24 protein-coding genes and 6 pseudogenes are annotated in these 25,692 nt (G+C 69.8%); 12 read left to right on the top strand and 18 right to left on the bottom strand.

Features of this window, described 5'->3' with window-relative positions:
- The first annotated feature begins 56 nt into the window (after positions 1-56).
- Positions 57-452 (top strand): helix-turn-helix domain-containing protein, encoded by a 396-nt coding sequence (locus J3486_RS15505; protein WP_207820890.1) that lies wholly within the window; start codon positions 57-59, stop codon positions 450-452.
- Here the strand turns inward: J3486_RS15505 and J3486_RS15510 are convergent.
- From J3486_RS15510 to J3486_RS15540, 7 genes are all read right to left on the bottom strand, one after another.
- A complete protein-coding gene (locus J3486_RS15510; protein WP_207820891.1) occupies positions 434-1,999 on the bottom strand; it encodes an ABC transporter ATP-binding protein in 1,566 nt (521 codons plus the stop codon). The genes J3486_RS15505 and J3486_RS15510 overlap by 19 nt on opposite strands.
- A complete protein-coding gene (locus J3486_RS15515; RefSeq protein ID WP_307804822.1) occupies positions 1,980-2,861 on the bottom strand; it encodes an ABC transporter permease in 882 nt (293 codons plus the stop codon). The genes J3486_RS15510 and J3486_RS15515 overlap by 20 nt, the downstream gene beginning before the upstream one ends.
- Entirely contained in the window at positions 2,858-3,832 is a 975-nt protein-coding gene (locus J3486_RS15520) for an ABC transporter permease (RefSeq protein WP_207820892.1), read from the bottom strand. Before J3486_RS15520 ends, J3486_RS15515 begins: the two co-directional genes overlap by 4 nt.
- Before the next feature lie 3 nt (positions 3,833-3,835).
- A complete protein-coding gene (locus tag J3486_RS15525) occupies positions 3,836-5,410 on the bottom strand; it encodes an ABC transporter substrate-binding protein (protein WP_207820893.1) in 1,575 nt (524 codons plus the stop codon).
- A 44-nt stretch (positions 5,411-5,454) separates the two neighbouring features.
- Positions 5,455-6,306, bottom strand: coding sequence for a DUF1684 domain-containing protein (locus tag J3486_RS15530; protein WP_207820894.1), 852 nt, complete (start codon positions 6,304-6,306; stop codon positions 5,455-5,457).
- The gene (locus J3486_RS15535; RefSeq protein WP_207820895.1) at positions 6,303-7,238 is read right to left on the bottom strand and encodes a 3-hydroxyacyl-CoA dehydrogenase NAD-binding domain-containing protein; all 936 of its coding nucleotides are present in this window, start codon (positions 7,236-7,238) and stop codon (positions 6,303-6,305) included. Before J3486_RS15535 ends, J3486_RS15530 begins: the two co-directional genes overlap by 4 nt.
- A gap of 332 nt (positions 7,239-7,570) precedes the next feature.
- Positions 7,571-8,236 carry a 4'-phosphopantetheinyl transferase superfamily protein gene (locus J3486_RS15540; protein ID WP_207820896.1) on the bottom strand — a complete coding sequence of 222 codons (666 nt, stop codon included), beginning with the start codon at positions 8,234-8,236 and terminating at the stop codon, positions 7,571-7,573.
- Between the two features lie 23 nt (positions 8,237-8,259).
- Here J3486_RS15540 and J3486_RS15545 point away from each other — a divergent pair.
- Positions 8,260-8,436 (top strand): annotated as a pseudogene (locus J3486_RS15545) (transcriptional regulator); the annotation flags it as partial.
- Here the strand turns inward: J3486_RS15545 and J3486_RS15550 are convergent.
- Positions 8,436-8,870: pseudogene (locus tag J3486_RS15550) on the bottom strand (HIT family protein); the annotation flags it as partial. The pseudogenes J3486_RS15545 and J3486_RS15550 sit on opposite strands and share 1 nt — an antisense overlap.
- A 96-nt stretch (positions 8,871-8,966) precedes the next feature.
- Between J3486_RS15550 and J3486_RS44100 the strand changes: the two are divergent.
- Positions 8,967-9,092 (top strand): annotated as a pseudogene (locus tag J3486_RS44100) (IS701 family transposase); the annotation flags it as partial.
- 53 nt (positions 9,093-9,145) lie between these two features.
- On the opposite strand, the gene J3486_RS44960 reads toward J3486_RS44100, so the two are convergent.
- On the bottom strand, positions 9,146-9,313 hold the full coding sequence (locus tag J3486_RS44960; RefSeq protein ID WP_207820898.1) for a helix-turn-helix domain-containing protein: 168 nt from the start codon (positions 9,311-9,313) through the stop codon (positions 9,146-9,148).
- 101 nt (positions 9,314-9,414) lie between these two features.
- Positions 9,415-10,263 carry an oxidoreductase gene (locus J3486_RS15560; RefSeq protein ID WP_207820899.1) on the bottom strand — a complete coding sequence of 283 codons (849 nt, stop codon included), beginning with the start codon at positions 10,261-10,263 and terminating at the stop codon, positions 9,415-9,417.
- A gap of 67 nt (positions 10,264-10,330) precedes the next feature.
- Here J3486_RS15560 and J3486_RS15565 point away from each other — a divergent pair, with 67 nt between their 5' ends.
- The gene (locus tag J3486_RS15565) at positions 10,331-10,996 is read left to right on the top strand and encodes a response regulator transcription factor (RefSeq protein ID WP_207821244.1); all 666 of its coding nucleotides are present in this window, start codon (positions 10,331-10,333) and stop codon (positions 10,994-10,996) included.
- 348 nt (positions 10,997-11,344) lie between these two features.
- Positions 11,345-12,427, top strand: a complete 1,083-nt coding sequence (locus tag J3486_RS15570) for a hypothetical protein (RefSeq protein WP_229378134.1) — start codon at positions 11,345-11,347, stop codon at positions 12,425-12,427.
- 1,900 nt (positions 12,428-14,327) lie between these two features.
- Here J3486_RS15570 and J3486_RS15575 read toward each other — a convergent pair.
- From J3486_RS15575 to J3486_RS15590, 4 genes and pseudogenes are all read right to left on the bottom strand, one after another.
- Entirely contained in the window at positions 14,328-15,632 is a 1,305-nt protein-coding gene (locus J3486_RS15575; RefSeq protein WP_207820901.1) for a phosphatidylserine/phosphatidylglycerophosphate/cardiolipin synthase family protein, read from the bottom strand.
- Positions 15,633-15,702: 70 nt separating this feature from the next.
- Positions 15,703-16,029: pseudogene (locus J3486_RS45205) on the bottom strand (hypothetical protein); the annotation flags it as partial.
- A 12-nt stretch (positions 16,030-16,041) separates the two neighbouring features.
- Positions 16,042-16,416, bottom strand: coding sequence for a hypothetical protein (locus J3486_RS15585; RefSeq protein WP_207820902.1), 375 nt, complete (start codon positions 16,414-16,416; stop codon positions 16,042-16,044).
- Between the two features lie 190 nt (positions 16,417-16,606).
- The gene (locus tag J3486_RS15590) at positions 16,607-17,665 is read right to left on the bottom strand and encodes an IS3 family transposase (RefSeq protein WP_307804823.1); all 1,059 of its coding nucleotides are present in this window, start codon (positions 17,663-17,665) and stop codon (positions 16,607-16,609) included.
- 301 nt (positions 17,666-17,966) lie between these two features.
- On the opposite strand from J3486_RS15590, the gene J3486_RS15595 reads away from it, so the two are divergent.
- Positions 17,967-18,176 carry a hypothetical protein gene (locus J3486_RS15595; RefSeq protein WP_207820904.1) on the top strand — a complete coding sequence of 70 codons (210 nt, stop codon included), beginning with the start codon at positions 17,967-17,969 and terminating at the stop codon, positions 18,174-18,176.
- Between the two features lie 193 nt (positions 18,177-18,369).
- Positions 18,370-18,576 carry a hypothetical protein gene (locus J3486_RS15600; protein WP_207820905.1) on the top strand — a complete coding sequence of 69 codons (207 nt, stop codon included), beginning with the start codon at positions 18,370-18,372 and terminating at the stop codon, positions 18,574-18,576.
- A 256-nt stretch (positions 18,577-18,832) separates the two neighbouring features.
- Here the strand turns inward: J3486_RS15600 and J3486_RS15605 are convergent, their stop codons facing one another.
- A complete protein-coding gene (locus J3486_RS15605; protein WP_207820906.1) occupies positions 18,833-19,321 on the bottom strand; it encodes an ATP-binding protein in 489 nt (162 codons plus the stop codon).
- Positions 19,322-19,722: 401 nt separating this feature from the next.
- Positions 19,723-19,892: pseudogene (locus tag J3486_RS15610) on the bottom strand (IS5/IS1182 family transposase); the annotation flags it as partial.
- A gap of 79 nt (positions 19,893-19,971) precedes the next feature.
- Here J3486_RS15610 and J3486_RS44110 point away from each other — a divergent pair.
- Positions 19,972-20,403 carry a transposase gene (locus J3486_RS44110; protein WP_307804847.1) on the top strand — a complete coding sequence of 144 codons (432 nt, stop codon included), beginning with the start codon at positions 19,972-19,974 and terminating at the stop codon, positions 20,401-20,403.
- Here J3486_RS44110 and J3486_RS15620 read toward each other — a convergent pair.
- Together J3486_RS15620 and J3486_RS15625 are read right to left on the bottom strand one after the other, a co-directional pair.
- A complete protein-coding gene (locus J3486_RS15620) occupies positions 20,318-20,641 on the bottom strand; it encodes a hypothetical protein (protein WP_229378199.1) in 324 nt (107 codons plus the stop codon). The genes J3486_RS44110 and J3486_RS15620 overlap by 86 nt on opposite strands.
- Positions 20,642-20,675: 34 nt before the next feature.
- Positions 20,676-21,472, bottom strand: a protein-coding gene (locus J3486_RS15625) for an IS5 family transposase (RefSeq protein WP_374194736.1) whose coding sequence is annotated in 2 segments (ribosomal slippage) — positions 20,676-21,130 and positions 21,130-21,472 — 798 coding nt in all. Because the reading frame shifts where the segments join, the coding sequence is not laid out codon by codon here.
- A gap of 122 nt (positions 21,473-21,594) precedes the next feature.
- On the opposite strand from J3486_RS15625, the gene J3486_RS15630 reads away from it, so the two are divergent.
- From J3486_RS15630 to J3486_RS45210, 4 genes and pseudogenes are all read left to right on the top strand, one after another.
- Positions 21,595-22,062, top strand: a complete 468-nt coding sequence (locus tag J3486_RS15630) for a hypothetical protein (RefSeq protein ID WP_207820908.1) — start codon at positions 21,595-21,597, stop codon at positions 22,060-22,062.
- A gap of 18 nt (positions 22,063-22,080) precedes the next feature.
- Positions 22,081-22,871 (top strand): IS5 family transposase gene (locus tag J3486_RS15635; protein WP_307804848.1). Its coding sequence is split into 2 segments (ribosomal slippage): positions 22,081-22,407 and positions 22,410-22,871, totalling 789 coding nucleotides; the frame shifts between segments, so codons are not numbered across the junction.
- A 328-nt stretch (positions 22,872-23,199) separates the two neighbouring features.
- Positions 23,200-23,946, top strand: a complete 747-nt coding sequence (locus J3486_RS15640; protein WP_207820909.1) for a hypothetical protein — start codon at positions 23,200-23,202, stop codon at positions 23,944-23,946.
- Between the two features lie 253 nt (positions 23,947-24,199).
- Positions 24,200-24,966: pseudogene (locus J3486_RS45210) on the top strand (IS5 family transposase); the annotation flags it as partial.
- Positions 24,967-25,692: the final 726 nt, after the last annotated feature.

A 25,692-nucleotide genomic window follows, 5' to 3' on the forward strand; every position in this document is an offset into this window, starting at 1 on the left:
ACTCTAGGTTGTCGGCTTTCTCTGAGTAAGGGCATACCTCGGGGTAAGCTCAGGTCATGGACGTAGGAGTGCAGGCAGCGCGCAAGGGGCCCGACCCGGCGAGTGACGTATTCAACAGCGACTGCCCGGGTCGCACGGTGCTCGACCACGTCACCAGCCGCTGGGGGGTGTTGATCCTGGCCTCGCTGCGCGAGGGCCCGTTGCGCTTCTACGAGCTGCGGGACCGCATCGGCGGCATCAGCGAGAAGATGCTCTCCCAGAACCTGCGGGTGCTCGGCCGCGACGGTCTGGTGGCCCGCGAGGTCGAGCCCGCGGTGCCGCCGAAGGTGTCCTACCGGCTGACGCCCCTGGGCAGCGGCCTCGCCGGGCCGCTGCAGGGTCTCCTCGACTGGGTCTCCGGCCACACGCACGACATCGTGGCGGCGCAGCGCAATCACGACGCCCAGGGCTGACTTTCGCTCAACACCGGTGCCGCGTCGACGAGTTCACGCGTGTACGGATGCTCGGGCGTGACCAGTACCTGCCGGGCCGGGCCCTGCTCGACCAGTCTCCCCGCGCGCATCACCGCGACACGGTCGCACAACTCCCGCACCACGCCCAGGTCGTGCGAGATGAGCAGCACGGCAAGACCGAGGTCGGCGCGCAGCGCGGCGAGCAGTTCCAGGATCCGGGCCTGGGCGGACACGTCGAGCGCCGAGACCGGTTCGTCGCAGACGAGCAGGCTCGGTGCGGGGGCGAGGGCGCGGGCGATGGCGACCCGCTGGCGCTGGCCGCCGGAGAGTTCGGCGGGCCGACGGTCCAGGAGCGTGCGGCTCAGCGCCACCTGGTCAAGGAGTTCGGCCACCCGGAGCCGCCGTGTGCGGCGGTCGCCGATCCCCTGCGCGCGCAGCGGCTCCTCCACGCTTCTGCGCACGCTCCAGCGCGGGTCCAGTGCGGCGTACGGGCTCTGCTGCACCAGTTGGGCGCGGTCGCCGGACCGCTCCACCGCCAGGTGGACCGAGCCCGAGGTGGGCCGGTCGAGGCCGGTCACCAGCCGGGCGGTGGTGGACTTCCCGCTGCCCGACTCCCCTACGAGACCGAAGACTTCGCCGTGCCCGACGACGAACGACACCCCGTCGACGGCCCGGTGCCCGCCCGCGTACTCCTTGGTCAGCGCCTCGACGACGAGCAGCGGCGTGGTGCGTCGGGCGGCCGGGCGGTGCGGCGGGCCCGACGCTCGGCGTGCGGCGGCGACGAGGCTTTGCGTGTAGGCGTGCCGGGGCCGCTCCAGGACGTCCGCTGCGGGGCCGCACTCGACGACGCGTCCGCCGGACATCACCGCGATCCGGTCGGCCCGCCCCGCGGCGACGGCCAGGTCGTGGGTGATGAACAGGACCGCGGTGCCCCGCTCGGCCACCAGAGCGCCGAGCCGGTCCAGGATGCGGCGCTGCACGGTGACGTCGAGGGCGCTCGTGGGCTCGTCGGCGATCAGCAGCCGGGGCCGGCACGCCAGGGCGGCGGCGATCAGGGCGCGCTGGCGCTGTCCGCCGGAGAGTTCGTGCGGGTGGGCGCGGGCGCAGCGTTCGGGATCGCCCAGGCCCGCCTCGGCCAGCAGGTCCACTGCCTGCCGCCGGGCCGCCGACCGCCCGGCGCGCCCGTGGACGCGCAGCGCCTCCGCGACCTGGTCACCGACCCGCTGCACCGGGTCGAGGGAAGCCGCCGGGTCCTGCGGCACGAACCCGACGGCGGCGCCCCGCAGGCTGCGCAGGGCGCGCTCCGGCAGGGCCACCGTGTCCTGCCCGGCCACCAGCGCCCGCCCCGCGTCGATGCGACCGCCGGGCGGGAGCAGGCCGATCACGGCGTGCGCGAGGGTGCTCTTGCCGGAGCCGGACTCGCCGACGACCGCGACGACTTCGCCCGCCCCGACCGTCAGATCCACGTCCTTCAGTGCGCGTTCGGGTCCGTACGAGACGGTGAGCCCCTGGACGTCGAGTGCCGGTTCACCGGTCCCCGTGGTCATCCCTGTCCTCCCGTTCAAGAGCCCGGCCCGCCCGGTTGGCGGCGAGGATCACGCCGGCGAGTACCAGGCCCGGCAGTGTGGTCAGCCACCACGCGGTGGCGAGGTAGTCGCGGCCGGCCGCGATCAGCGCACCCCACTCGGGTTGCGGGGGCGGGGCACCGAAGCCCAGGAAGTCGAGGGCGGCGACGTTGAGCACGGACGTGCCGAACTCGAGCGCCGCCAGCACCAGGACGGGAGCCGCCGAGTTGGGCAGGATGTGCCGCAGCAGGACGGCGCCGGGACGCACCCCGGCCAGGCGTGCCGCCGCCACGTAGTCGGCGGAACGCACCCGCAGCACCTCGGCCCGCGACACTCGGGCGATGCCCGCCACGCCGCTGACCCCGACGGCCACGGCCACCTGCACGGTGCCGAAGCCGAGGGCCGAGACGACAGCGAGGGACAGAAGCAGTCCCGGCAGCGCGAGCAGGACGTCGACACACCGCATCACCGCGCCGTCGAGCCATCCGCCGACCGTCCCCGCGACGGCGCCCAGGACCGTCCCGGCCAGCAGGCCGACCGCGACGGCCAGCAGCGCGGCGCGCAGCGAGGCGCTGGTCCCGTACACCACACGGGCGAAGACGTCCCGGCCGAGGTGGTCGGTGCCGAACCAGTGGTCGCCACCGGGTGGCAGCAGGCGGTGTACCGGGTCGGCCTCGAACGGGCCGTGCCCGGCGAACCACGCCGGGCGCACCGCCCACAGCAGGACGAGAAGCAGCACGAACAGCGACAGGGCGAGGCCGGGTTGGCGCAGGACCGCCGGCCCACGGCGTGTCCTGCGTGCGGCCGCGCCGGCCACGGCCTTCTCGTCCACGACAGCCGTCACCGGCCCTCACCCGTCCCGACCGTGGCCGCCCGCGGATCGAGCAGCGGTATCACCAGATCCACCAGGAGGCTCGCCGCCGCGGTGGCGGCGGCCGTCAGGACGACGACGCCCTGCACCAGCGGCAGGTCCTGATCGGTGACGGCCTCCACCGCCACCCGCCCCAGGCCGTCGCGGGCGAACACCGTCTCGACGAGTACCGCGCCCGACAACAGCTGTCCGGTGATCACGCCGAGCAGCGCGACCACCGGGACCGCCGCGTTGCGCAGGGCGTGCGCCAGGTGCAGCCGGGCCCTGCCCACTCCGCGGGCGCGTGCCGCGTCGGCGTACGGCTGCGCCAGCGCGTGCCGCATGCCGCGGCCGAGGACCTGGGCGAGGACGCAGCCGACGGGCAGCGCCAGGGTCACCGCCGGCTGGAGCGCGCCTTCGAGCCCCTGGCCTCCGGTCGCCGGGAGCAGCCCCCAGCGGAAGGAGATCCACTGCATGAGCAGCAGTCCGATCCAGAAGCTCGGCAGCCCCGCCCCGAGGGCGGGCAGCGAACCGGCGAGTCGGCGCAGCGGCGCCGAGCGCGGCCAACTCCCCGCCACCGCGAGGACGATGGCGACCGCGGCGGCGAGCGGCAGCGCCAGTGCGGCGACGGCCAGCGTCGGCGGCAGCGCCTCCAGAAGAGTCCGGCCCACCGACGCGCCGCTTCGCACCGAGAGCCCCAGGTCGCCGTGGAGCGCCCGGCCGAGCGATGACACGTACTGTTCGGCGGCCGACCGGTCGAACCCCAACCGGTGGCGCAGCGCGGCGAGTTGCGCCGGGTCCACCGCCGCCGCGTCCGCGCCGGACTCCCCCGCGAGCATGGTCTCCACGGGGTCGCTCGGCAGCAGGTACAGGACGGCGAACGAGAGCGTGTAGGCAGCCCAGACGACGAGAACCACCCGGGCGAGGCGCCGCACGAGATAGCGGACGAACACCGCACGGCCCATGACTCAGGCCAGCCACGTGTCGTACAGCGAGAGCCGGTTGGAGGCGTCGAGCCCGAGCCCTCGTACGCGCGTCGCGTACGCCACGGACGTCCGGGTCTCGCTGACCGGCAGCACGTAGCCGTCGCGTACGAGATCGTCCTGGACGGCGTTGAAGTCGGCGGTGCGGGCCTTCTCGTCGGCGGACGCCGACGCCGCGTGGAGCCGGTCCCTGAGGTCCGCATCGGCGACCGGGCTCTGGTCGGCGAAGACGGTGGTGAGGACATCGGGGTCGGCGCGGCTGGCGTTCTGCAGCGTGAGGTCGTAGTCCTTGGACTTCAGGGTCTGCGGGAACTGGTTGACGGTCAGCTGGCGCAGTCTCAGTTCCACGCCGATCTCCTTGTACTGCTGCTGCACCAGCTCCAGGCTCTGCTGCCGCACGAAGATGGCGTCGACGACCAGGCGTTTCCCGTTCCGGGTGCGGATTCCGTCGCTGCCCTTGCGCCACCCCGCGGCGCTCAGGAGCCGCTCGGCGCCGGCCTTGTCGTACGCCAGGTCCGAGGCGAGAGCGCGGCGGCCGGGGGTGGTGGAGGCGAGGACGCCGGTGGCGGCCGCGTCCGCGGAGCCGAGGAAGGCGGTGGCGACGGCGGTGCGGTCGATGCCCTTCTGGAGCGCGCGCCGCACGCGGACGTCGCGCAGTGCACCCCGCTCCGCGTTCACGTACAGGCTCAGCACGACCCCGGGGTCGGTGCGGGTCAGGAGCCGGAATCCGCCCTGGGTGAAGCGTTCGGCGTCCTGCGGGGCGACGGGGGTCACCGCGTCGAGGCGTCCTGCGGAGAGGCTGCCGGAGCGGGTCGTGCTCTCCGGCACGATCTGGTAGTCGACCCGCTTCACATAGGCATCGCCCTCGTGCTTCCAGCGGGTCGAGCCCCAGTGGTAGCCGCTTCTGCGGGTGAGGGAGACCGAGCTGTTGGGCCGGTAGGAGTCGAGCGTGAAGGGACCGGATCCGGCGATCTCGCCCCGGCAGCGCTCCTGCGGTGTGCGCTTGAGGGTCTTCGGCGACAGCAGGCCCAGCGACGTGGTCGACGTCGCCCTGAGGAACTGGGCGTTGGGCTTGGCGAAGACGACCGTCGCCGTGTGCGCGTCCTCGACGACGGTCTTGCGGTATCCGTCCAGGTAGACGGCTCCGCGCGAGGACGCGGCGCCGAGGCCGTGGAGGGCGTCGAGGTTGGTCTTGACCGCGGCCGCGTCGACGGCTCCGCCGTCGCTGAAGGTGGCACCCTCGCGCAGCCGGAAGGTGAACCGTGTGGCCTGGGCGTCGGTGGTCCACGATGTCGCCAGCCAGGGCACGAGTCGGCCGGTCCTCGGGTCCTGATCGGTGAGCGAATCCACCACCTGGCGGCCGATGTTGAGGCTCTGGCCGAGCGCGGACTGCTGCGGGTCCAGGCAGACGGGGTCGAAGTCCAGGGCGAGTCGCAGGGTGCCGCCGGAGCGCGGCGGCCCGGTGTACGCGGCGTCGCTCGCGGATCCCGAACAGGCGCTCGCGCCGACGGCGAGGACGAGGGCGAGAGCCACTGCGGTGGGACGGGGGTGCGGGTGCATCGCTGGTGGTACTCCTTCGGCTCCTACGGGGGAACGCCGTGTCCTCAGCGGTACGGGGCGAGCTCCCCCGCCTCGACGGCGATCGGCAGGGTGTTGCCCGTGGGCGGCAGGGCGCAGGTGGCGAACGGGGTGAACGCACAGGGCGGATTGATGGCGCGATTGAAGTCGAGGACGACGCTCCGTCCGTCGAGCACATCTCCCGCAGGCCGACAGGCGTAGAGCACGCGCGCCGCGCCGTACGAGGTCGCTCCGCTGGTCAGGTCACGGAAGGGGATGTTCAGCACACCGTCCCTGCCGCCGTAGGGCTCCAGGGTCAGTTCGCGTCCGGCGAGGGTGAAGCGCAGCCGCCCCGAGAGGGTGAACTCCCGCCGCACGGTGTCCAGTGCGGTGTCGAGGACGATGCGGCGCGGGTGCTTGTACGGCTCGTACACCGCGCGGGTCACCCACTCCGGGCGCGGCGGGTGGACGGGAACGTCGGTGAATCGGAGCAGGGTGGGTGCCCGGGGCGAGCGGACCCTGATCGCCCAGCGCAGCCGGCGGGGCCGGTCCGCGTCCTCGAAGCCGAGCACATCGATGCGCAGGTCACCGCCGGCGACCTGGACCGCGCCACCGTGGGGCGGGACGACGCCGCCCTGCCGGACGGTCCGGTCGCCGTCGACCAGAGCGCCGTCGATCCGCAGCCCCTCGCCTCGTGCAGCCCGCACCCGTACGCCGGAGTCGTCGGCCTGCCAGCTGCCGGGCACGTCGTCGAAGCGCTGGGCCTTGACGTCCAGCCAGTGCAGGGCGACCGGCGAGAGGATTCCGTACGGCTCGCGCAGTTGGGCGAGCCGGGCGGCGCGCCACTCCTGCCAGGAGGCCAGGAATGCGTCCGCCTCCGGTCCGGTCCCGGTGGTCATGACGGCTCCGTGAGCGCGGCGATGACGGCGTTCTGTCCCCGGTCGCGCCGTGCGGCGAGTACGTCGTAGGGCTCCTGCCCGAAAGAGGCGTCGGCCTGCGCCAGGAGCAGGGCGACGGTGGTCTCGTCGACGGGCGGCCGGCCGAGCCCCTCCCAGCTGCGTTCGAGGCCGTCTCCCAGGTGCGCGAACCAGTGCCGCAACCCACCGGCGCCGCCGCCCAGATGGAACGCCTGGAAGGGTCCGACCACGGCCCAGCGCGAGCCGATCGAGGCGGTGACCACGGCGTCGAGCTCGTCGACGGTGACCACGCCCTCGCGCACCAGGTGGATACTCTCGCGCAGCAGCGCGGACTGCAGCCGGTTGGCCACGAACCCGGGGACGGCGCGGCGCAGCACGACCGGTGTCTTGCCGAGGGACCGGTAGAAGCCGACGGCCCGGTCGACGAGGCCGGTCTCGGCCTGCGCCGACGCGACGACCTCGACCAGGGGCACGATGTGCGGCGGGTTGAACGGATGCCCGACGACGGCCCGGCCGGGCGTGGGGAGTTCGGCGCCGAGGTCGTCGGGCAACAACGTCGAGGTGGAGGAGAGCAGCAACGCGTCCTTCGGGGCGGCGGCCGCGATCCGGGCGAACAGCTTCTGCTTGAGCGCGAGGTCCTCCGGAGCATTCTCCTGGACGACATCGGCGCCGTCGACGGCCGCCTCGACGCTCGCCGCGAACGTGATCCGGCCGGACAGCTCCTCCGGTGCCACGGCGCCGTCGGGCAGGGTGGCCGCGTACCGCACCAGTTCCCCGCGCACATGGGACTCGGCGTCCTGCCGGGTACTGCTCACGCGGACTTCCAGGCCCCGCGCCGCGAACAGGGCGATCCATCCCAGGGCGATGGTGCCCGTCCCGATCACCGCCGCGGTCCGCTGCCGTTCAACGCTCACCGGTGCTCCTCTCGTCGGGAGCCCAGGCTGGGCGCCACGCCTCAAGGGCGGCTCGAGAGGCGATGGAGGCAGGCTCGGGACGCCTGGTTCGAGACGGACTCGAGGCCGTCTGGAGGCGCGCGGCGGACCGTGACACCCGTCATCGCCCTCTGCCCGAACACGACGAAAGGCCACCCCATGCCTGCCGAGCAACGGCAACAGCACTCCGGCCACGGTGAGTTGGGCCTACGCGCCGTGCACGCCCTGATGGCCGGGATGGACATCGGCACGATCGGGTACTTGCTCGGCCTGGACGCGACTGCTCCGGCCGAGCCCGGCGCCCGATGGTCCGATCACCCCGGGCAGGGCACCACGACCGCGGTGACCACGATCCCGCTCCCCTGGGCCCACCGCCCTTCGAAGACGCTCACTTCCCGTCCGCCGACGACCGGCCCCGCGCCTCGCACCCGCGCCTGGAACGTCCGCCATTCCGGGTCGAAAACCACCGACGCGGAGCCGAATCCCAGCGGGCCGCTCGCCAGCGGGGACCACGCCTTGTAGAGCGACTCCTTCACGCTGAACAGCAGCCGGTCCCAGCTCACACCGCCCCGCGCCCCGAGCCCCAACCGCCGTATGTGCTCGCGCTCTTCAGGCAGCGCCACCGCGTCGAGCGTCCCCGCGGGCAACGGGGCATCGGGTTCCGCGTCGATCCCGATGCCCGCGGCGTCGCTACGCCGACACACGGCTGCGGCGCGATACCCCGCGCAGTGGGTCATGCTGCCCACGACAGCATCGGGCCAGCGGGGCGCACCCCGCTCGCCGGGGATCAAGGGCCGGTAGGCGACGCCGAGTTGAGTCATCGCGGACCGGGCACAGTGCCGCACGGTCGCGTACTCCCTGCGCCGGGCGGCCACCGCGCGGGCGATGGCCGACTCCTCGTCCGGATGCAGGCGGGCATCGCGCACATCGCCGTAGGACTCCACGGCACGAACCCACGAGGGCAGCAACTCCCCGATCACGCACACCTCTTCCGGAATTCGGATCCATCTTGCGTACCGAAGCGGGCCGCAACCCTCACGACAAGAGCCTGCACGACCTCGTCGGCGAGTTGTCCACCCACAGCGACGGCTTCCGCATCCGCTGAGGTACCCACAGCGTCCGCCACCACGGCGCCGACACCAAGCGCTTCCACCACACAGTGGGCGGCCTCACCCTGGCTCAACTTCTGCGGTGAGCCGGGCGACTTGGGGCGAGCGCGTCGGCCAGTCGTGCGTGAGGGTCGCCGATGTGGTGGCGTGATCGCCCGGTGGGCCATGTGGACAGCCCGTCGTCTGCCCACCGTGGGACGATGTGAAAATGCAGGTGGGGCACGGACTGTTCAGATCCTGGCCCGCTGGCGTTCAAAATGTTGACCCCTGTGGCATCCAGCACCGCTCTCATCGCCACTGCCACTTGCTGAACCAGGGCCATCGACGCAGTGAGCGCCTCGGGCGAAACGTCGAACACGCCCTCGCAATGGTCGACGGGAACCACCAGCGTGTGTCCGGGCGCGAGTGGGTTGAGCGGTGCGATGGCGCATGCTGTGGTGCCGCGGGCGACCCACTGCGCGGTGCCTTCACTGATGAGGTGACAAAAGACGCAGTCCATGGCCCGACTCTCCTCTCTCCCCTGGCTCGGACCGCAACGGGTCGTCCGTGCCCTGGGGGCAACTCGGCGAACCTATGACTTCTTCGCGATGCTGGCGGGGGGTTCGCGCGGGTGGAGCAGCGTCGGATGGCGATGGCGCGTGCGAAGGCGCTGATCGCGCCGGTCGAGCGGAAGAATGGCTGGCAGATCGCCGAGCATGTCGGGCATGCGACGCCGGATCGGGTGCAGTGGTGCTTGATAACGCAGGTTTGAGAAGCAGGACGAAAGCCCTGCCGAAGGTATCAAGGGGGCGGGCGTCCGCTGCGCTTGCGATCGGCCGGGCCCGGCAAGCCCAGCTCGGCGAAGCGGCTCCGCCAGGTGCGCGCGGTGTCCACGTGCACGCCGACCCGCTCGGCGATCCGCTCGTTCGGTAGCCCGTGGGCCGCGTGCAGCACGATCTGCGCGCGCACTCGAAGCCGATACTCGGTCTGGTGGCCCCAGGCTGGTCGGGGATATCGGTCGGGCAGCGGCAACGGGCATGGCAGGCAAGCTGACTTCCGGAGCTGACCCGTCATCCTCGCAGTTCAAATAGGTCATCGTCGCTGAGACTGAGATCGTTCGCCGCGAGGTTCTCCTCCAGGTGTTCGAGAGAGCCGGTACCCGGAATCGCCAGGACCGTCGGCGAAGTCGCCAGCAGCGAGGCGATCGCGACCTGCGCTGTGGTCGCGCCCAGGCGTGCCGCGACCTTGCCGATCCGTTCGGCGTCGAGCGGGCCGCTGCCGACTCCGCCGCCGAGCGGGAAGTACGGCACGTACGCGATACCCGCTTCCTCGCACTCGGGCAGCAGCCCCATGTCACCGGTGTGCCGATTCTGCACCGCCGCGACGGGCGCGATCGCCCGGGCCTCGGCGAACTGGGCGGCATTGACGTTACTGAGGCCCAGGTGCTGGATCAGCCCCTCCGCGCGGAGCTTGGCCAGTACCGCGAATCGTTCGGCGATCAACTCGTCACCCGGCCCGGTCATCCCGCCGACCCGCAGATAGACCAGGTCGAGCCGGTCCAGCCCGAGCGAGCGCAGATCCGCCTCGACCAGGCCACGCAACTGATCAGCCGTCGCCTGCCCGCTCGGCACACCGTTCGGTCCGGGCAATGGCCCCACCTTCGTTGCGATCACCAGGTCGTCACGGTATGGGGTCAATGCCGTACGGATCAGCTCGTTGGCCCACACCGCGTCCCTGCCGTAGAAGCCGGCCGTGTCGATGTGGTTCACGCCCAGCTCCATGGCTCGGCGGAGCACCGCGATGCCCGTCTCGGGATCTCGCGCCGGACCGGCGAAGGTGCCCATCGCCAGGCGCATCGCGCCGAAACCGAGCCGGTTGATCGTCTGCTTCCCGCCGAGGGAGAAAGTCTTGATCGTCATGACGCTCATGGTGTCCGCCGACACGACGCCCAGCGAGCTCGTGGCAGCTTGCTGCCAGACTTGCGGGATGCGGAACGAAAAGGTGTTTTCAGTGCGAGGAGACGCAGAGTTGATCGCGCGCGCAGGTCATCTCTTCGAGTCCGCGCGGACCGAGTTCCTGTGTGCCGCCCGGGATCTCAAGACCTGGTCGCAACCGGGGGCCAGGGCTGCGGTCCGGAATCGGATGCGCGCGGCGGTTCCCGCAGACTTCATCCCTCGAAAGCTGTTCAGCCCGGTGGCACTCGCCGACGAGGAGGCCCGCGCGCACCTGCGGCGGGTGCGGAGTAAGGGCGCTCTCGTTCGGATCAGCCGTTCGCCGCTGCCGTACGAGACCATCCTCGTCGACCGGCGGGTGATGATCCTTGCCGGCCAGGAGACGCCCACCGGCCGCGAGTACACCGTGACGACGTCGCAGATCCTGGTCGACGGCGTTCACTCACTGTTCCAGGCGATCTGGGACGCCGCCGTCGATCTCGAAACCTATCTGCTCAGCGACGTCCCGCACCTCGATGCTGACGGCCGCATGATCCTCAAAGCCCTCGGTTCGGGCCTCACCGACGAATCGGCGGCCAAACGGCTCGGCGTCTCACTGCGCACCTACCGGCGGCGTGTGGCCGAGCTGATGGCCAAACTCGAGGCCGACTCCCGCTTCCAGGCCGGGCTGCGTGCAGGCGAGCTGGGGCTACCCCGCTAAAACCATAGTGATCGCAGGTCTGCCTGCCTGAGCACCCCAGACCACGGCTGTGCGTGGTGGTTGGCCCGTCCCAGCGGCAGGTGTTCGTTCTCACTGAAGGTGTCTCGTTCTCACCGAAGTTGTCGCGGTGGTGCTGCAGGTGGGACGGCTGCCGAGTCGGCGCGGAATCCGGTGGCGAGGACATGCCCGAAGCTTCGTGGCGCGGCCTGCCAATCAGGCGGCCGGTCACCGGATCGAGATGACCAAGAGTCCGGAAGGTGCCCTTCCGCGACGCTGAACTGCGAGGATGGCGCGATGGTGAGGCTGAGAAGGCACGTGTGCACAGTCGCCGCGGCGGTCGTGAGCGTCATGTCCCTGGCGTTGACCGCATGTGCGCAGAGCGACTCCGGGGTCGGCAGCGGCGACCGCGAGGCGGCGTACCAGCGCGTCATCAAGGACCCGCACCCGAGTCCTGACGCCGTCATCGAGGCGGCCGGCGCACCGGCCGGGGTGGCGCGGGCGGGCGACGGCTCCCTGCTGCTGTCGTACAACGCGCGCTACATCGGGGACGACGAGGGCCCGGCGGCGGCCGCCTGGCGGATCGTCTCGCCGGCCGGCCGCACGGTCGCGAAGCAGGCGTGGCACGCGAACGTGGAGGATCAGCCGGACCAGTACATCGGCGTGCGCGACGGCTTCGTCCGCTGGCACCGCAGCAGCCGGGGCGCGGAGAGCGCCTACGTACTCGACGTACGCGGCAAGCGGCACAAGGTCACCGCGTCGGACCGCGCGCTGAGCACCCGCCCCGACGACATCGTCCTCCGCGAGGGGAGGCCGGCTCGCTTCTACCGCCCCGCCAACCGCACCATGGCGGCCCCGGCCGGCGCACCGGAATACGTAGACTTCGCGCTGGACGAGCGCGGCTCGGTCTGGTTCGTGGACCAGTCGCGGATGCCCAACCGCGTCGTGCAGCAACGTGACGGCCGCACCCTCACCTCCTTGCCGATGCCCAAGCCGTACACCAGCGGCGGCGCCGTCACCGCGGCGGGCGGCACGACGGCGTTGGCCTTGCTCCGCGGCGGCCCCAACGGCACGGTCCAAGGCCTGATGGTGACCGCGGACGACGGCGCGCACTGGCGCAGTCTCACCGGGAACGGCATCCCCTGGCAGGACCTCAAGCTCGGATCGGTGTCCCTGGTGCTGCGGGCGCTGCCGGACGGGCGGCTGCTCGTCGGCGAGAAGGGGGGCCGCTGCTGGCTCGCCGACGACCGCTCGAACCGAGCCTTCCACCAGCTCAAGACCCCGGTGCCGTTCACCTCGTTGACCGCCCAGGGCAAGACGCTGTACGGCATCGCGGACGCGACGAAGCCGACGTACGACCTGGTGAAGGGCGAGGGGCTGTACGCCTCGGACGACGGCGGGCGCACGTGGCGGCGGCAGGGGAAGCGCGACTGACTTGTCGGGGGGCGTTGTTACGTTGGCCCGATGATGGCCGACATCCGTCCTCCATAAAGGTTGACGGTTCTCGCTGAGGCCGTCCTCGGCGCCGCCGGGCGCGGCCATCTCGACCAGCGCCCAGTCGTAGGAGCGCAGGCCCTTGGCTCCGGCCCCGCACGAGTAGCGCTCGAACGCCAGCGGGATCTGGGCGGTGAACGCGTCCACCCCCCGGATCATCAACCGCAACAACCTGTCGCGGCTGGAGATCACGCGGGAGGCTAGGTCGGAGCACCTGGATGACGAGGCTCCGGCCCCTCAGCAGGACGGCGGGGCCTGGTTGTCGTCGGATGATGTGGACCTGTTCCCCCTCACGCGCAGGCTGCGCCGCGAGGCGGCCGAGCGCCCAGGACACGAGCGCGCCAAGCCTCCTCGCCGAGATCGCCGATGCCCTGCACGAAGCCGTGCTCTCGCACTTGCAGGACCAGTTGGACTTCTACGCTCTCGAGACCGGGGCGGTCTACCGCGCCGCTGCCCGGCGGCCGGCTGCCGATCCCGGTACACGACGCGCGCGGACACGCTACGGGGGGGGCGGCCACTTGATGGCCGCGTCGAACGATTCACGAGACAGGGAGGCGTCCCAACTTTGCGGTACAGAAGGTAAGTTGTTCAGACCTTTCAACACGCGACGGGAAGGGCCCGAGGTGCGGCCCCGGGAGACCGCACTACGGTCACGCAGGAGGCAACGGATTCCGATGCGGCCGCATATCAGCAGAACATGGTGGACAGAACTGGCCGCCTATCTCGCCTTTGGATGCCTGGGCGCCGCGGCACTGTGCACGGCCCTGTCAGCTGTCTTGGCGGGAATGCCTCACGGCTGGCATGCGGCGACGACGTGGCATCACATCCTGCCCCGCTACGTGTGGCTGGTCGAACGGACAGTTCCCGTGGCGGTCGTCGTCTACGTCATGGTCCGCCTGCGTCGCGGCCGTGCGGCGCGCCGGGGCCGTCTCAGCACGGATCAACAGCTCGGGTACAGCCCGACGAACACGCCGTCGCGTTACCGCGGCCAGCACCGCTGACGGCCACACTCAGACGGACAACCGAGCCGTGAGGCTCAAGATGCTGCTCAGCCGAGGACGGTCTCATCGGCGCCGAAGCGGCTACTGCGCGGCCTCCGGAGCGGCGACGTCCCACACCATGAAGTGGAAACGTGCGCCCTCCTTTTCGACGTCGCCCATCCACTCCACAGCAGCAAGGTGGCCCGCGCTGGTCGGCAAGCAGAACCACTTCCCTTCCAAACCCCTATCCATGAAGGCTCCGCTTCGAGGGTGGCGAACAAGGGCGTCCGCCCATGTCTTGGGCGTGGCTCCGCCTGAAGGCTCGGCCACGCGTCCGCTCATGGGCGAGAAATCGTCCACACCGTCGGTCACCGCGAAGTCCGGGCTCTTCGCCGCTTTCCCGACGGTGCCGTGTTCCAGATCGGCGTAATCGCCCTCGTGCAGGGAGAAGTTGCCCGTCCTGGGAATCTTCGGCGCCGCCGTCGAGGGCGAAGGCGAGGGGGACGACGTGCGGACAGAGTCGTCGGCCGCCTCCTCAACGTCCGGATCGGTCGTCGCCGACGGCTGCGTGGTCGGCGACGATGCTGCTGTCTCCTGGGCCGCGCGACTGACCTGCTCGCGCGAGGAGGTTCCTCCAAGGCGGGCGGCCGGGGCGGCGGCAGTCCGTGTCCGTCGTGCGGTGAGCCAACGCCCTCTGGCGTGGTCTCGTGCAACTGAGAGTGCAGTCGAGCGACCGGTGACGCAGCGGCCGCTCGAGTGGCCGGTCCTGCGCCCGCTCGGCAGTTGCCGAACCCGTGCCCTTGCCTCGCTCCGTGGCTTGACGATCGGGTTCAGCAAGTGCCCGGTGGGAGCAGGAATGCCTATTCCTGGACCTGCTTGGGATCGATCGGAATCTCGCGTGCCGTGTTCTCGGCGCGCTGCTCGGCGCTCAACTGCCGTGCCGCGGTCCCGCAGCAGCGGTCGTACTGGCTCTGCCAGTCCGTCAGGAACGCGTCGTAGCTGGCCTGGCCGACCAGCTTCAGGTCCGACTCGTCGTTGTGCCAGATTCCGTTGCTCGTCCAGTTCGAGGAGCCGACGAAAACGATTCTGGAGTTGGTCGCGCCCGCGTATCCGCCGCTGACCATCATGTACTTGTCGTGCGTGTAATGCAGAGCGTTGCCGTTCGCGTCGGTACCGCGGGTGGTGTCGTGCACGTCGATATTCGGCCGGTCCTTCAGGTAACTCTGCACGCTGCTATCGACCTGGCCGGCGGTGAAAAGTATGTGTATCTTGACGCCGGTCTGTGCCAGGCTCACCAGCTTCTTCGGCAGCTCCAGATAGTTCCGGTCTCCCGGCTTACCGTGCGAGGTCCACTGATACATGGCGATATTGATCGTGGCCGGCGCCTTGATGTTGTTCAGGAAGTCGACCCAGGTGTCGCTCTTGGTGCGCGCCTTGGGCCACTGGTAGGAGGGCGGGGACAGCGTCCTGGCGGCCTGACCGCTGGTGGAGTTGTAGTAGTCGGGCACCAGGGGGCCCGGGCCGTTGAGCGCGCCCTTGGCCATGGCGGTGAAGTAGCGGACGTAGGAGTTGTACAGGTCGACGTTGCCCTTGACGGTGGCGCCGCTGTTCCACGCGGTGCTGGCCTGGGCGGAGGTGGGGTTGGCGCTGCTGACGGTCACCGTTCTGTTCGCGTCGCTCCCGCCGCTGAGCATGTAGTACTTCGCGTGCAAGGCGGAGCCGGAGTAGTGGGTCAGGCAGCCGCCCGGGCACAGCGCGGCGAAGCTGGAGGCTCGCGGGTCGTTGCCCAACTCGGTGACCATCGACTGCCAGGTCGCGTTGTCGCTGTGGGAGTCCATCAGCGCCTTGACGATGACGCCGCGCTGGTGCGCGGCTATCAGGGCGTTGGCGAAGTCCGGGCCCGGCCGCGTGCTGCCGATCGAGTACATGGCGACGCGTATGGTCTGCCCGCAGCTGGCGCTGTTGATCGATTCGATGATCGGGCCCATGACGTTCATCTGGGCGTCTGGGTCCTCCGGGTCGTTGAAGCTCGGGCCCGGTCTCGAGGTGAACGTCCGGGACTCGCAACTGAGCGGTGACTTGGCCTTCTTGACCGCCGCTTGCGCTGCTGTCGGTGACAGTGCGGTGACGGCCAGCGCGGTGATCAACGTGAGTGTCCGCTTCATGGACGGGCCTTTCGCTGGGTTGTTGACGATGACAAGTCGGGTGTTGTTGTGCTGATCGATCGATGAGTGGTCACCGGGGCGAGCCAGGCAGACGCCGTCGCGGTGCCGGCCTGTCCGGCGGTTCGGTGTGACGGGCTCGCCCGTCACCGGCCGGGTGAGCTGCCTGGGCTACGCGCTCGGTCGGCGGTGCTCGCCCCGAACATCGGGTAGCCGTCGATGTCGGCGCGGTGAGGGCGGTGTCCCAGCGGCCGCGCAAGGAGGACGCGGGGGCGGCGAGGGTCGTGCCACCGGGCAGGCCGCAGGCCGAGACGTGGAGGATCACGAGGGAACCGCTGTCGACACCGGTGCAGGCCTTCTCTTGTTCGGCGCCGACCGCCAGGTCGTCGAAGCCATCGTGGTTGACGTCGCCTCAGGCCCTGACCCGGCCGAAGCCGTCACCCGCCTCGCAGGAGCACAGCGCGCTGGTGGCGCTCCGGCCGATGGTGGTGGGCTTGGCCGACGTGATGCCGTTCACCGATCCGTACAGGGCGACGAAGTCCCCGGCGTTCTCCTGCCCGGACGCCGTGGCAGGGCCGGCGCAGAACGCGACATCGCCATCGCCATCGCCATCCGCGTAACCCTCTCCGTCGAAATCCTCCTTGCGGTGGGTCACAGAGTCGGCCGCGCCAGCCGTTCCCGCCGACGCGGCGAGGAGGCCGCCGGTCAGGGGCTCCGTCGCGGCGTTCGCTGTGGCGACGCGGATGCGTGTCGGAGGCGGGACGGGAAAGGACCTGTGCTTGGCCATGCGTTGAGCTCCTGCGGGGGACAGGGACATCCGGTGGACATCCCGCGTCGATGAGGCGCCGTTCCGTTGGCGTTTGCCCGAAGTTGTTCCAGGCGTGACCCACGGTTCGGCAAAACAGGAGACTCGCAATGGCGTCCAAGGGTTGCACGAGAAACGAGAGGCATGAATCGTTCCGGATTCGGAGGAGGCCTCAGATGCCGGGTTTGAACAGGGGTTTCGTGGTGCTGAGGTAGTGGATTGCTTCGTACTCGACGGGCAGGATGTGCCCCAATTCACCGTGGAGCCGACTGTGGTTGTACCGATCGACCCACTCGGCGGTGGCCGGCTCGACCTGGGACAGGGTTCGCCAGGGCCGCTGCGGTTTGACCAGTTCGGTCTTGTAGAGACCGATCGTCGACTCCATCAGGGCGTTGTCCGGGGCGTCCCCGACCGAGCCGATGCTCGCTGCGATGCCGGCGACGTCGAGATGTTCGGCCCGTATGAACGAGCTGTACCGGGACCCGGCCTCCGAGTGACGGATCATGTCGCCGCGGACATAGGGGTGTCGGTCACGATCGCGCTGCCACAGGGCCCTCTCCGGCGCGTCCAGGACGAGCCGGGTCTCCTTCGTGGTGGCCGCCGACCAGCCGACGATGCAGCGGGAGAAGGTGTCCACGACGAAGGCGGCGTGGACGACGCCGGTCCAGGTCGCCACGTCGGTGAAGTCCTCGAACCAGCAGCGGTTCGGCGCGTCGGCGACGAAGTCGCGGTCGACGGGGTCCGGCGCCCTGGGGTCGGCGGGGGCCCGGGATCGTGGCGATGCCCCTCTTGCCGCGGACGGCACCAGCGATGCCGAGCTCGCGCGTGAGGCGTTCGACGGTACAGCGGGCCACGGGATGACCGACCCTGCCGGTTCAGGCGCCGCCAGATCGTTCTGGCACCGTAGTCGCGGTAGTTGGTGTCGTACGCCTCCTTGACCAGGGGCTTGAGCTCGGCGTCGCGGACGGTGCGGGCCGCGGGTACGGCCTCGCATTCGTGGTGGGCGTAGTGGGTGGACGGGGCGATCTTGCAGGCGTGGTCGGTGAGGACCCGGCAGATCGGCTCGACGCCGCCGGAACGGTCCTTGTGCTCGTCGATGAACGCTACGAGCGTGTGTGTGGCCGGTCGAGTCGGCCGCGAAGAAGGACGCCTCGGCCTTGCGGATGTCGTTGGCCCGTTTCAGCTCGGCGTTCTCCTTCTTCAGCCGCTTCGGCTCGGCCGACTCCTCCATCGTGGTTCCCGGCCGGGCGCGCCGGCATCGACCTGGTCCTGGTGGACCCACTTGCGCAGCGTCTCGGTCCTGCCGATCCCGAGTTTGGACGCGACGGCCTTCCTCGCGGACCACTCGAGTTCGTCGAGGACGACCCGGCACAGCCAGGCCCTACCCGCTCGCAAGCCCACCGCGAACGAAGTGCCGTCGCCCTCTGTTCCGGCATCGCTCACGCCCTGCCCCTGAACTTCGCCGGCCCGGGACGGAGGCGTGCATCCGCGGCACGGCGACGAACCGAAGTCATCTGGCAAGGGGGGTGGGCATGGACGACCACACACCCCGGATCGGGGACGTGATGCACGACAAGAAGACGAGAAAGGTCGACGCGCCGACCGTCCGGGCGGACGATGGGGGCTCGAATCGCTCGCAGGTCGAGCGGGACGCCCGCAGCCCACTCCCGCCCGGCAACCACCAGGGAACAGAACCCCGGCTGCCGGTCCTCAACACGGTGAGCCGAGGCCGACTGCTGTGACAACAACGAAGATCGCACGCGGGATCACGCTGTCGCCCGAATGCACCGTCGCTCACCACAGCGGCTACCACGACATGCACCACTGGTGCCGTCAAACCCAGGACGTCCCGCTCCCCCACACACAGGGCATCCTTCTGACCCACCGCTGCGGATGCACCTGCCATCAGCAGGCAACCAGCAAGAACGGAACACGGTGACACCTAAGATCTGCAGGCACTGCGACGAAGAAGTCGACGACAGTCAGGCAGTCCTCGCCGGCTATCACCCGGGCAACTCCGGTCCCGCCCACCCGATCTGGGCCCACCCGCAGCACGTGCAAGCCCTCCAGGAGGACGAAGGGGCCCACACGACCCTCCTCGCCGTCCTGATCGCCCAGACCCGCACCAGCACCAGCACCTGACCAGAAAGCCCCGTGCCTCCTGCGCCGTCTCCCCTCAGTGCGGCCAGGAGGCGCGGCCCCACTCCCCTCCTTGCCTCAACGCCCCTCAGTCTGCCGTCTGTTGGGAACCGGTCCCACCGTCCGTCCCAGGGAGGACGGTTCCGGCGCTTCAGCGCGACGCCGGCCCGACGCCGCGCCCCAGAGCACCTGCGCAAGGCCCCACCCGCGAGACGACTTCCAGGGTGGTCTTCCCTCGAATCATCCGGCTTTCAGGGACTCAGTCGGCCATGCAAGAGGCATCGAGCGTGGCGGTGACGGTCTTGCCGCGAGCATCGGGCTCGGCCGTCACGCTGTCACTGAGCCGCTCGATGATCATCCAGCCGTGGCCACCCGGCACCGACGCAACCGCGCTGCGCGGCGTCGGTGGTGTGGAACTGTGGTCGCCGACACGGACAGTCAGTACCTGGCCCTCGAGACAGACCTGGAAGTCACGGACACCGCCGGCGTGCAGCAGCGCGTTGGTGACGAGTTCGCTGACGATCAGGCAGGCATCCTGCTGCAGCCGAGTGGCCCGCGAGGCAGGCAGCGTCCGCAGCAGGGGCTCGAGCACCAGGCGGACACGGCTGCGGGCGTCGGCGCAGGACAGATCAACGGTTCCAGGTGGGGGCGAGTTCGCCATCTCCAGCGTCCTTCCTGCCATGCTTGTCTGCGCGTTCTGCTTGGTCTGCGGATGCTTGCTCCGTCTGCCCGGCTTTTGCAGCGGCACACGAAATGCGTGGGGCGACAGCGGCCGGTGCGTCCCTCCAGCAATCCCTCGCGTACAGCTCGCTCCTGGCCGTGATCAAGCCGGCAGGGATGTGAAGGACGTCGTCGGTCGACGGGGTCGCGAGCAGGCGGCTGACACCGGTATGCCGTGGTCCGGCCATCCACTGCGGCCTGTTCCGGGCTGCACGGTCGGCGCGTGGTCTCAGGAGCCGGTCGAGCAGCACTCTGTCGGCGGACGTGAGGCCCGGCCGGCCCATCAGGGCTGCCAGGGGGCACAAGGCGTACCGAGTGTGTGCGGAAGCATCGATCGGTTCCGCGCGGCGCGCAGGTCGGCTGAGGCTTGTCCCGTAACTGATCTTGGCCCTGGTGAGGGCAGGGTCGGCTGCGGTGCCGTCCGTTGACCTATCCGGTGAGTACGAGGTTGTGCAGGCGGGCGCTGCCGAGGATCGCATGGTGGACGACGCCGTCGCCTTGAGTCGTCAGTCGCGCAGGATCTTCCAGCCCTTCATACGGGCGAAGGTGTGCTCGACTCGGGCACGAACCTGTTTGTGCGAGCGGTTGTGCTCCTCCTTTCAATGCGGGAGTTCCTCGGTCTCCGGCCGCAGCCAAGGACGGCTCTCGGTGGCCGGGCTGCTGTGCTTCCGGCCGGGCGTGCCCGCCCGTTTGTGTTACCGGCTGCGCCGGCATACCGGCCGCAAGGGGGAGCGTCGCTCACTGGGCGAGACGGACTATATCCGCCTGCTCGACGGCGCCCACAAATTGCTGAAGGCCCCGCTGATCGTGGTCTGGGACCGGCTGAGCGCCCACATCTCCCAGACGATGCAGGCACTCGTTGCCGAGCGGGACTGGCTGACAGCGGTCCTGCTGCCCTGGTACGCACCCGACCTCAACCCGGTCGGGGGCCTGTGGGCGCACATCAAGCGGAGCCTCGCCAACCTGGCCGCCCACACCCTCAGCGAGCTGGAGACTCCGCTCCACAGCCGGCTTAGGCGTCGTCTCATTTGGCGCTGGAGAGGGTCCTCGATACGAGTAGGGCGAGCTGACGCAGGCGCTCGTAGTACTGGGTTCCTGCGGGTTCGGTGATCTGAGGGATGACCCGGTTCAGGTCCTCGATGCACCTCTGCAGGATGCGGATGCGCTTCGGGTCGAGAGCGCCGCCGCTGTTCAGCCATGTGAGGACGCAGCCGGCGGTGTCTGCGTCGAGCAACACCATGTCTGCATCCCCGAACTCGGCACCTCGCAGGCCGGCGGGGAAAGGCGCATGGAGGTGTTCGTGCCAGAGACGGGCTGCTTTCTGCACCTGCTCAGATGATTCGCTCACTTGCACCATGCTGCCGCAGCCCCTGGTGCGATGGTCACGCCTTCAGGCGGCGGTAGCAGATGAGGGTGCAGGCGATGGCGGTGAAGGCCAGGAACGGCTCGGCCTTGCGCTCGTAGCGGCGGTGCAGGCGGCGGCAGCCACCCAGCCAGGACATCGTGCGCTCGATCGTCCAGCGATGCCGGCCCAGCCGCGTGGAGGACTCGACACCTCTGCGGGCGATGCGGTGGCGGATGCCGCGCGAGCGGAGCCATCGGCGCAGGTGGTCGTAGTCGTATCCCTTGTCCGCGTGGAGCTTGGCGGGCCGTCGCCGGCGCGGACGGCGGCGGGACCGGATCGGCGGAATGCCGCGTACCAGCGGCTCGAGCGCCTGGCTGTCGTGGAGGTTCGCGCCAGAGATCCCGACGGAGATGGGCAGACCGGTCCGCTCCATGATCAAGTGGATCTTCGAGCCTTTCTTGCCCCGGTCCACAGGATTCGGACCTGTCAGCTCCCCCCTTTCAAGGCCCGCATGTTCACCGAGTCGATCGCGCAGCGCGACCAGTCGAGGCCGCCACGCGAGCCCAGTTCGTCGAGGATGACGCGGTGCAGCTTGGCCCAGACCCGGGCGGCACTCCACTCGGTGAAACGCCGGTGCGCGGTCGGTCCCGACGGACCGAAGACTGGCGGCAGCTGCCGCCAGGTGCAGCCCGTCGTGGCCACGAAGACAATCGCGGCCAGCACCTCGCGGTCCCCGTACCGCCGCCGGCCGCCGCCCTGCGGTCGTGCCGGAGCGGGCGGGACCACCCGCTGGAAAAGTTCGCACAACTCGTCCGGCACCAAGCGCTCGACCATCACCACACAGGGCAAACTACTCAACCCACCAAATGAGACGACATCTTAGACCTCATCTCATTTGGTGAGTCTGTGCGACGATTCGTTGGCCAGTGGGAAGCCGTGAGCGGGGGCGAAGGTCGATGGAGTACGTCAATCTCGATGCGCAGGTCGGCGACCTGTCGGGCGTCTTGGACCCGGCTCGCTACCTGCGCCGCCTACCGTCGATCTCCGGTGACCTTCCGCCAGGTGCCCGGGCTTTCGCCACCGACACGGACCACTACGACTTCCGCAGCAAGCGATGTGTGAAGGACTTGACGCTCCAGGCCGTCAGGGGTGCCGGCGGTGAGGAGATGGAGGTCGAGTTCCGGCACAACTGCTGGAAGCACGACCAAGACTTGCTGATCCGCTACGCGGGAGTGTCAGGCTTCCTTATCGATCCCGTCGATGAGGACCGAGGGACAGACTTCGGGGCTGTGATTCTCGACGAGATCCTGCCGCACAGGGACGGCTGCAGCCACGAGATCGCCTGCTGGGACGGCACACTCACCATTGTCTGCCGTGACCTCCAGGCGACCTGGACTGAGACCATCTGCTCAAGCAAGGCGTAGGCGCGATAGGTCGTGGAGATCGTTGAGCGGCTGGTGCCGGGTGAGCTGTTCCAGCGGGTGGTGCCTGAAGCGCCGTCCCGACCCCAGGGCGGTGGTCGGCGTCGGCATGGCGACCGGGAGGTGTTGGCGGCGATCGTGTTCGTGGCCACGTCGGGCTGCACGTGGCAGCAGCTTCCGGCGGCCTCGTTCGGGCCGTCGGGTGCGACTGCCCACCGGCGCTTCGCGGAGTGGACGAAGGCCCGGGTCTGGGCCAAGCTGCACCGCCTGGTCCTCGATGAGCTCGGCTCCCGCGGCGAGTTGGACTGGTCGCGGTGCGCGATCGACTCGGTGAACATGCGGGCCATGAAAAGGGGGACCTGACCGGCCCGAATCCTGTGGATCGAGGCAAGTACGGGTCGAAGATCCATTTGATAACGGAGCGAACCGGGCTGCCCCTGTCCATCGGTATCTCCGGAGCCAACCTCCACGACAGCCAGGCACTCGAGCCCCTCGTGCGCGGCATCCCGCCCATCCGGTCCCGCCGCGGTCCCCGGCGCCGCCGCCCGGCCAAATTGCACGCCGACAAGGCGTACGACAACCGGCCTCTGCGCCGCTGGCTCCGCAGCAGGAACATCACGCCCCGCATCGCCCGCAAGGGCATCGAGACCTCCCAGCGACTCGGACGTCACCGGTGGACCATCGAGCGCAGCATGTCCTGGCTCGCCGGATGCAGGCGACTCCACCGCCGCTACGAACGCAAGGCCGACCACTTCCTCGCCTTCACCAGCATCGCCTGCACCCTTATCTGCTACCGGAGACTCACCAAATGAGATGACGTCTTAGAAGCCGTTGTCGTACCGATCTTGGTGAGCAAGGGTTCGAATGCGGCGGCTCGGTCGGGCGATCTTCGGTCTGTCTGTTCATGAAGACATGGCCTCTGGTGCAGCTCGGGGTTGTCGAGACTGAGCACACCAGGAGGCCCTCCCGACGGCATCCCGGCGCCTCCACCGCAGAGACGACACAACGCCTCTTCTCTGCCGCCGAAACACCGCCGCTATGCGCTGACCAGCGCAAACGCACCCGTCACTCTCGGAAGGACAGCGGCTTCTAACCGGCCCGCACGGGAATCGCGCCAGAAGTCTGGTCTAGGTTTGGCCTGTGAACCACAGCAGCTCCAAGGCCGGGGCGCCCCGCGAGCCTGACTTGCCGCATTACCAAGTGGTCCTGGCGGAGACCGACTGGGCTTCGCTCGAGACGCCTTTTGGGAACGGTGAGGACCTTCCCGGGGTACTGGCACGGTTGCTGGAGCCCGATCCCAAGGTGCAGGTCACCGCTTTGTCGGAACTGAGTGAGCTGGTCGGCCACCAGAACACCATCTACGAAGCCACCGCCCCCGTTGCCATGTATGTCGCTGGCATCCTCACCCACCCGGCGGCCATGACCCTCCGGCCGTATCGCAGCGTCCCCATCCGCGCGACATTGTTGAACTGGTTGGCTTCCACGGCCTACGACGCCTCCGACGACTTCGTAGACCGCGTTGGGCAGTACTTCCCTGGATTCCTCACCCCCGGCACCCTCGTGGCCGGCTTCCGGGACCTGCGCCCGATGCTTTACCGAGCCGTCGCGCCCTTCCTGCAGGACAGTCACGAGGACGTGCGCGCAGCCGCCGGCCTCGCCGCGCTCATCCTCGCCGAGCACCCCGCGCTCGCCCAGCACCGCGATCACCTCGCCGTGCACGCGCGCCGCATCCTGGACACCGGCAGCGACGAGCCTAACCGGCGCGTTGCCTGGAAGGCCCTGGAAGCATGGGGCCACGACGTCACCGACATTGAACCCTTCCAGGAGGAGCCCTGGAACTGCGGGCCACATAGCGATGGCCGCGGCGATCTCGAACCTCCCTTCTGACTGGTAGGCGCACGGCCCGCAGGTTCGAACGGGGGCCGGATCGGGTGAGTTCGCGGTTGGCAGAGCACGGAGGAAGGACCTCCTGAACAGCTCGTGGTTGTCGAAGCCCGAGCGCCAGGAGGCCCTGTTGTCGCAGTTGTACGTGGTCGTTCCGGTGGAGTCCAGCCTGTTCACCCCGGGCTGTGACTGTCTTGCTCACAGATTCGGGAACGCGGCCGACAGACCGGGCCGCCGGCCTTGTTACACGTCGGACATGACGGACGCGGAGTGGGCCGTGGTGCGGACGATGCTGCCGGTCCCGGCATGGATGGACGGCCGGGGAGGCAGGCCGGAGAGCTACTGCCACCGGCAGATGGTCGACGCGGTGCGGTATCTGGTCGACAACGGGATCAAGTGGCGGGCGATGCCGGCGGACCTCCCGCCCTGGGACCGGGTCTACGCGTTCTTCCGACGCTGGCGCGACAACGCTCTGATCAGGGAGTTCCACGACCGACTGAGGGAACGCGCCCGCGAGGCGGAAGGCCGGGACGCGGAGCCGACCGCGGGGATCGTGGACTCGCAGTCGGTGAAAGGGGACGCCGTGGTCGGCGCGGCCTCCCGCGGCTTCGCGGCGGCAAGTTGGTCAACGGACGCAAGCGGCACCTGGTCGTGGACTGCCTCGGGCTCGTCCTGGCGGTGCTGGTCACCCCCGCGTCAGTGACGGACCGCAACGCCGCCTGCGGGATGCTGCCCGCGCTGCGGGAATGCTTCCGCCAGCTCCGGCTGATCTGGGCGGACGGCGCCTACACCAGCGACGTCCTCACCGAAGCCGCCCACCGGCTCGGCCTGCGTCTGGACATCGTCCGACGCAGCGACGACAGCCGCGGGTTCACCGTCCTGCCCCGCAGATGGGTCGTCGAGCGGACCTTCGCCTGGCTCATGCGCAGCCGGCGGCTCGCCCGCGACTACGAACGGCGCTCCGACACCAGCGAGGCGTTCGTCCTGTGGTCGATGACCATGGTCATGAGCCGCCGCCTCGCCCGCCACGCCACCGCCGCCAGCAGCAACGGCGGAATCTCGCTCCGGCAGCGTGAACATTCCTGGCCGGCTCTCCGCCAGCCAGCCCCGCTCGACCAGCCGCTTCAGCCTGCCCCGCGCACCCTCCACCCGGGCCGGAACCGAAACGTCCCAGCCCAGGCTCACCGCCACTTGCCGCGCCGACAATCCGTCGCCGCCCGGCTTTTCGGACACGGCCATGATCCGTCGGTAGTCCGGGCCGAGAATGTCGACCTCGACCCCGTCCTTCCTGCGGACCACCACCCGCCGAGCCCTGGCCGTCGACGGGGCCGCCGCGTCGTCCACCGCCGGCTCACGAACAGGCTCAGGCTCGGACGGCCCTGAAGCCTCGGCGGGCTCGGGGCCTCCCAGCTGGGCCAGCGTCTCGAGATACTCCTCCAGGCCGATCACCCGGCGGTTCAGCACCTCTTCCGCGTCGGCGAGAGCCGCCCGCACCCGCTCGAATTCGGCACGCAGTTCCTCCACTCGCGCCAGCGTCGCCCTCTCACGGCTCTCCATCACAGCCCACATCGACGGCATCCGCCACCTCACGTCATCCACGACGAATCAGACGGCCCCAGCGTGCCCCGACAACGCGCACGTAACACCTGACCTGCGGAAACACACACATCAGATCCGGAAAAGCAACGGCCGCTTAAGGCGCTGCAATACCGGCACAGCCTCCTCGGCGGCTTCCTCACTCAGACCGGC

It is taken from the genome of Streptomyces sp. VRA16 Mangrove soil (genome assembly GCF_017377775.1).
Taxonomy (GTDB): Bacteria; Actinomycetota; Actinomycetes; order Streptomycetales; family Streptomycetaceae; genus Streptomyces.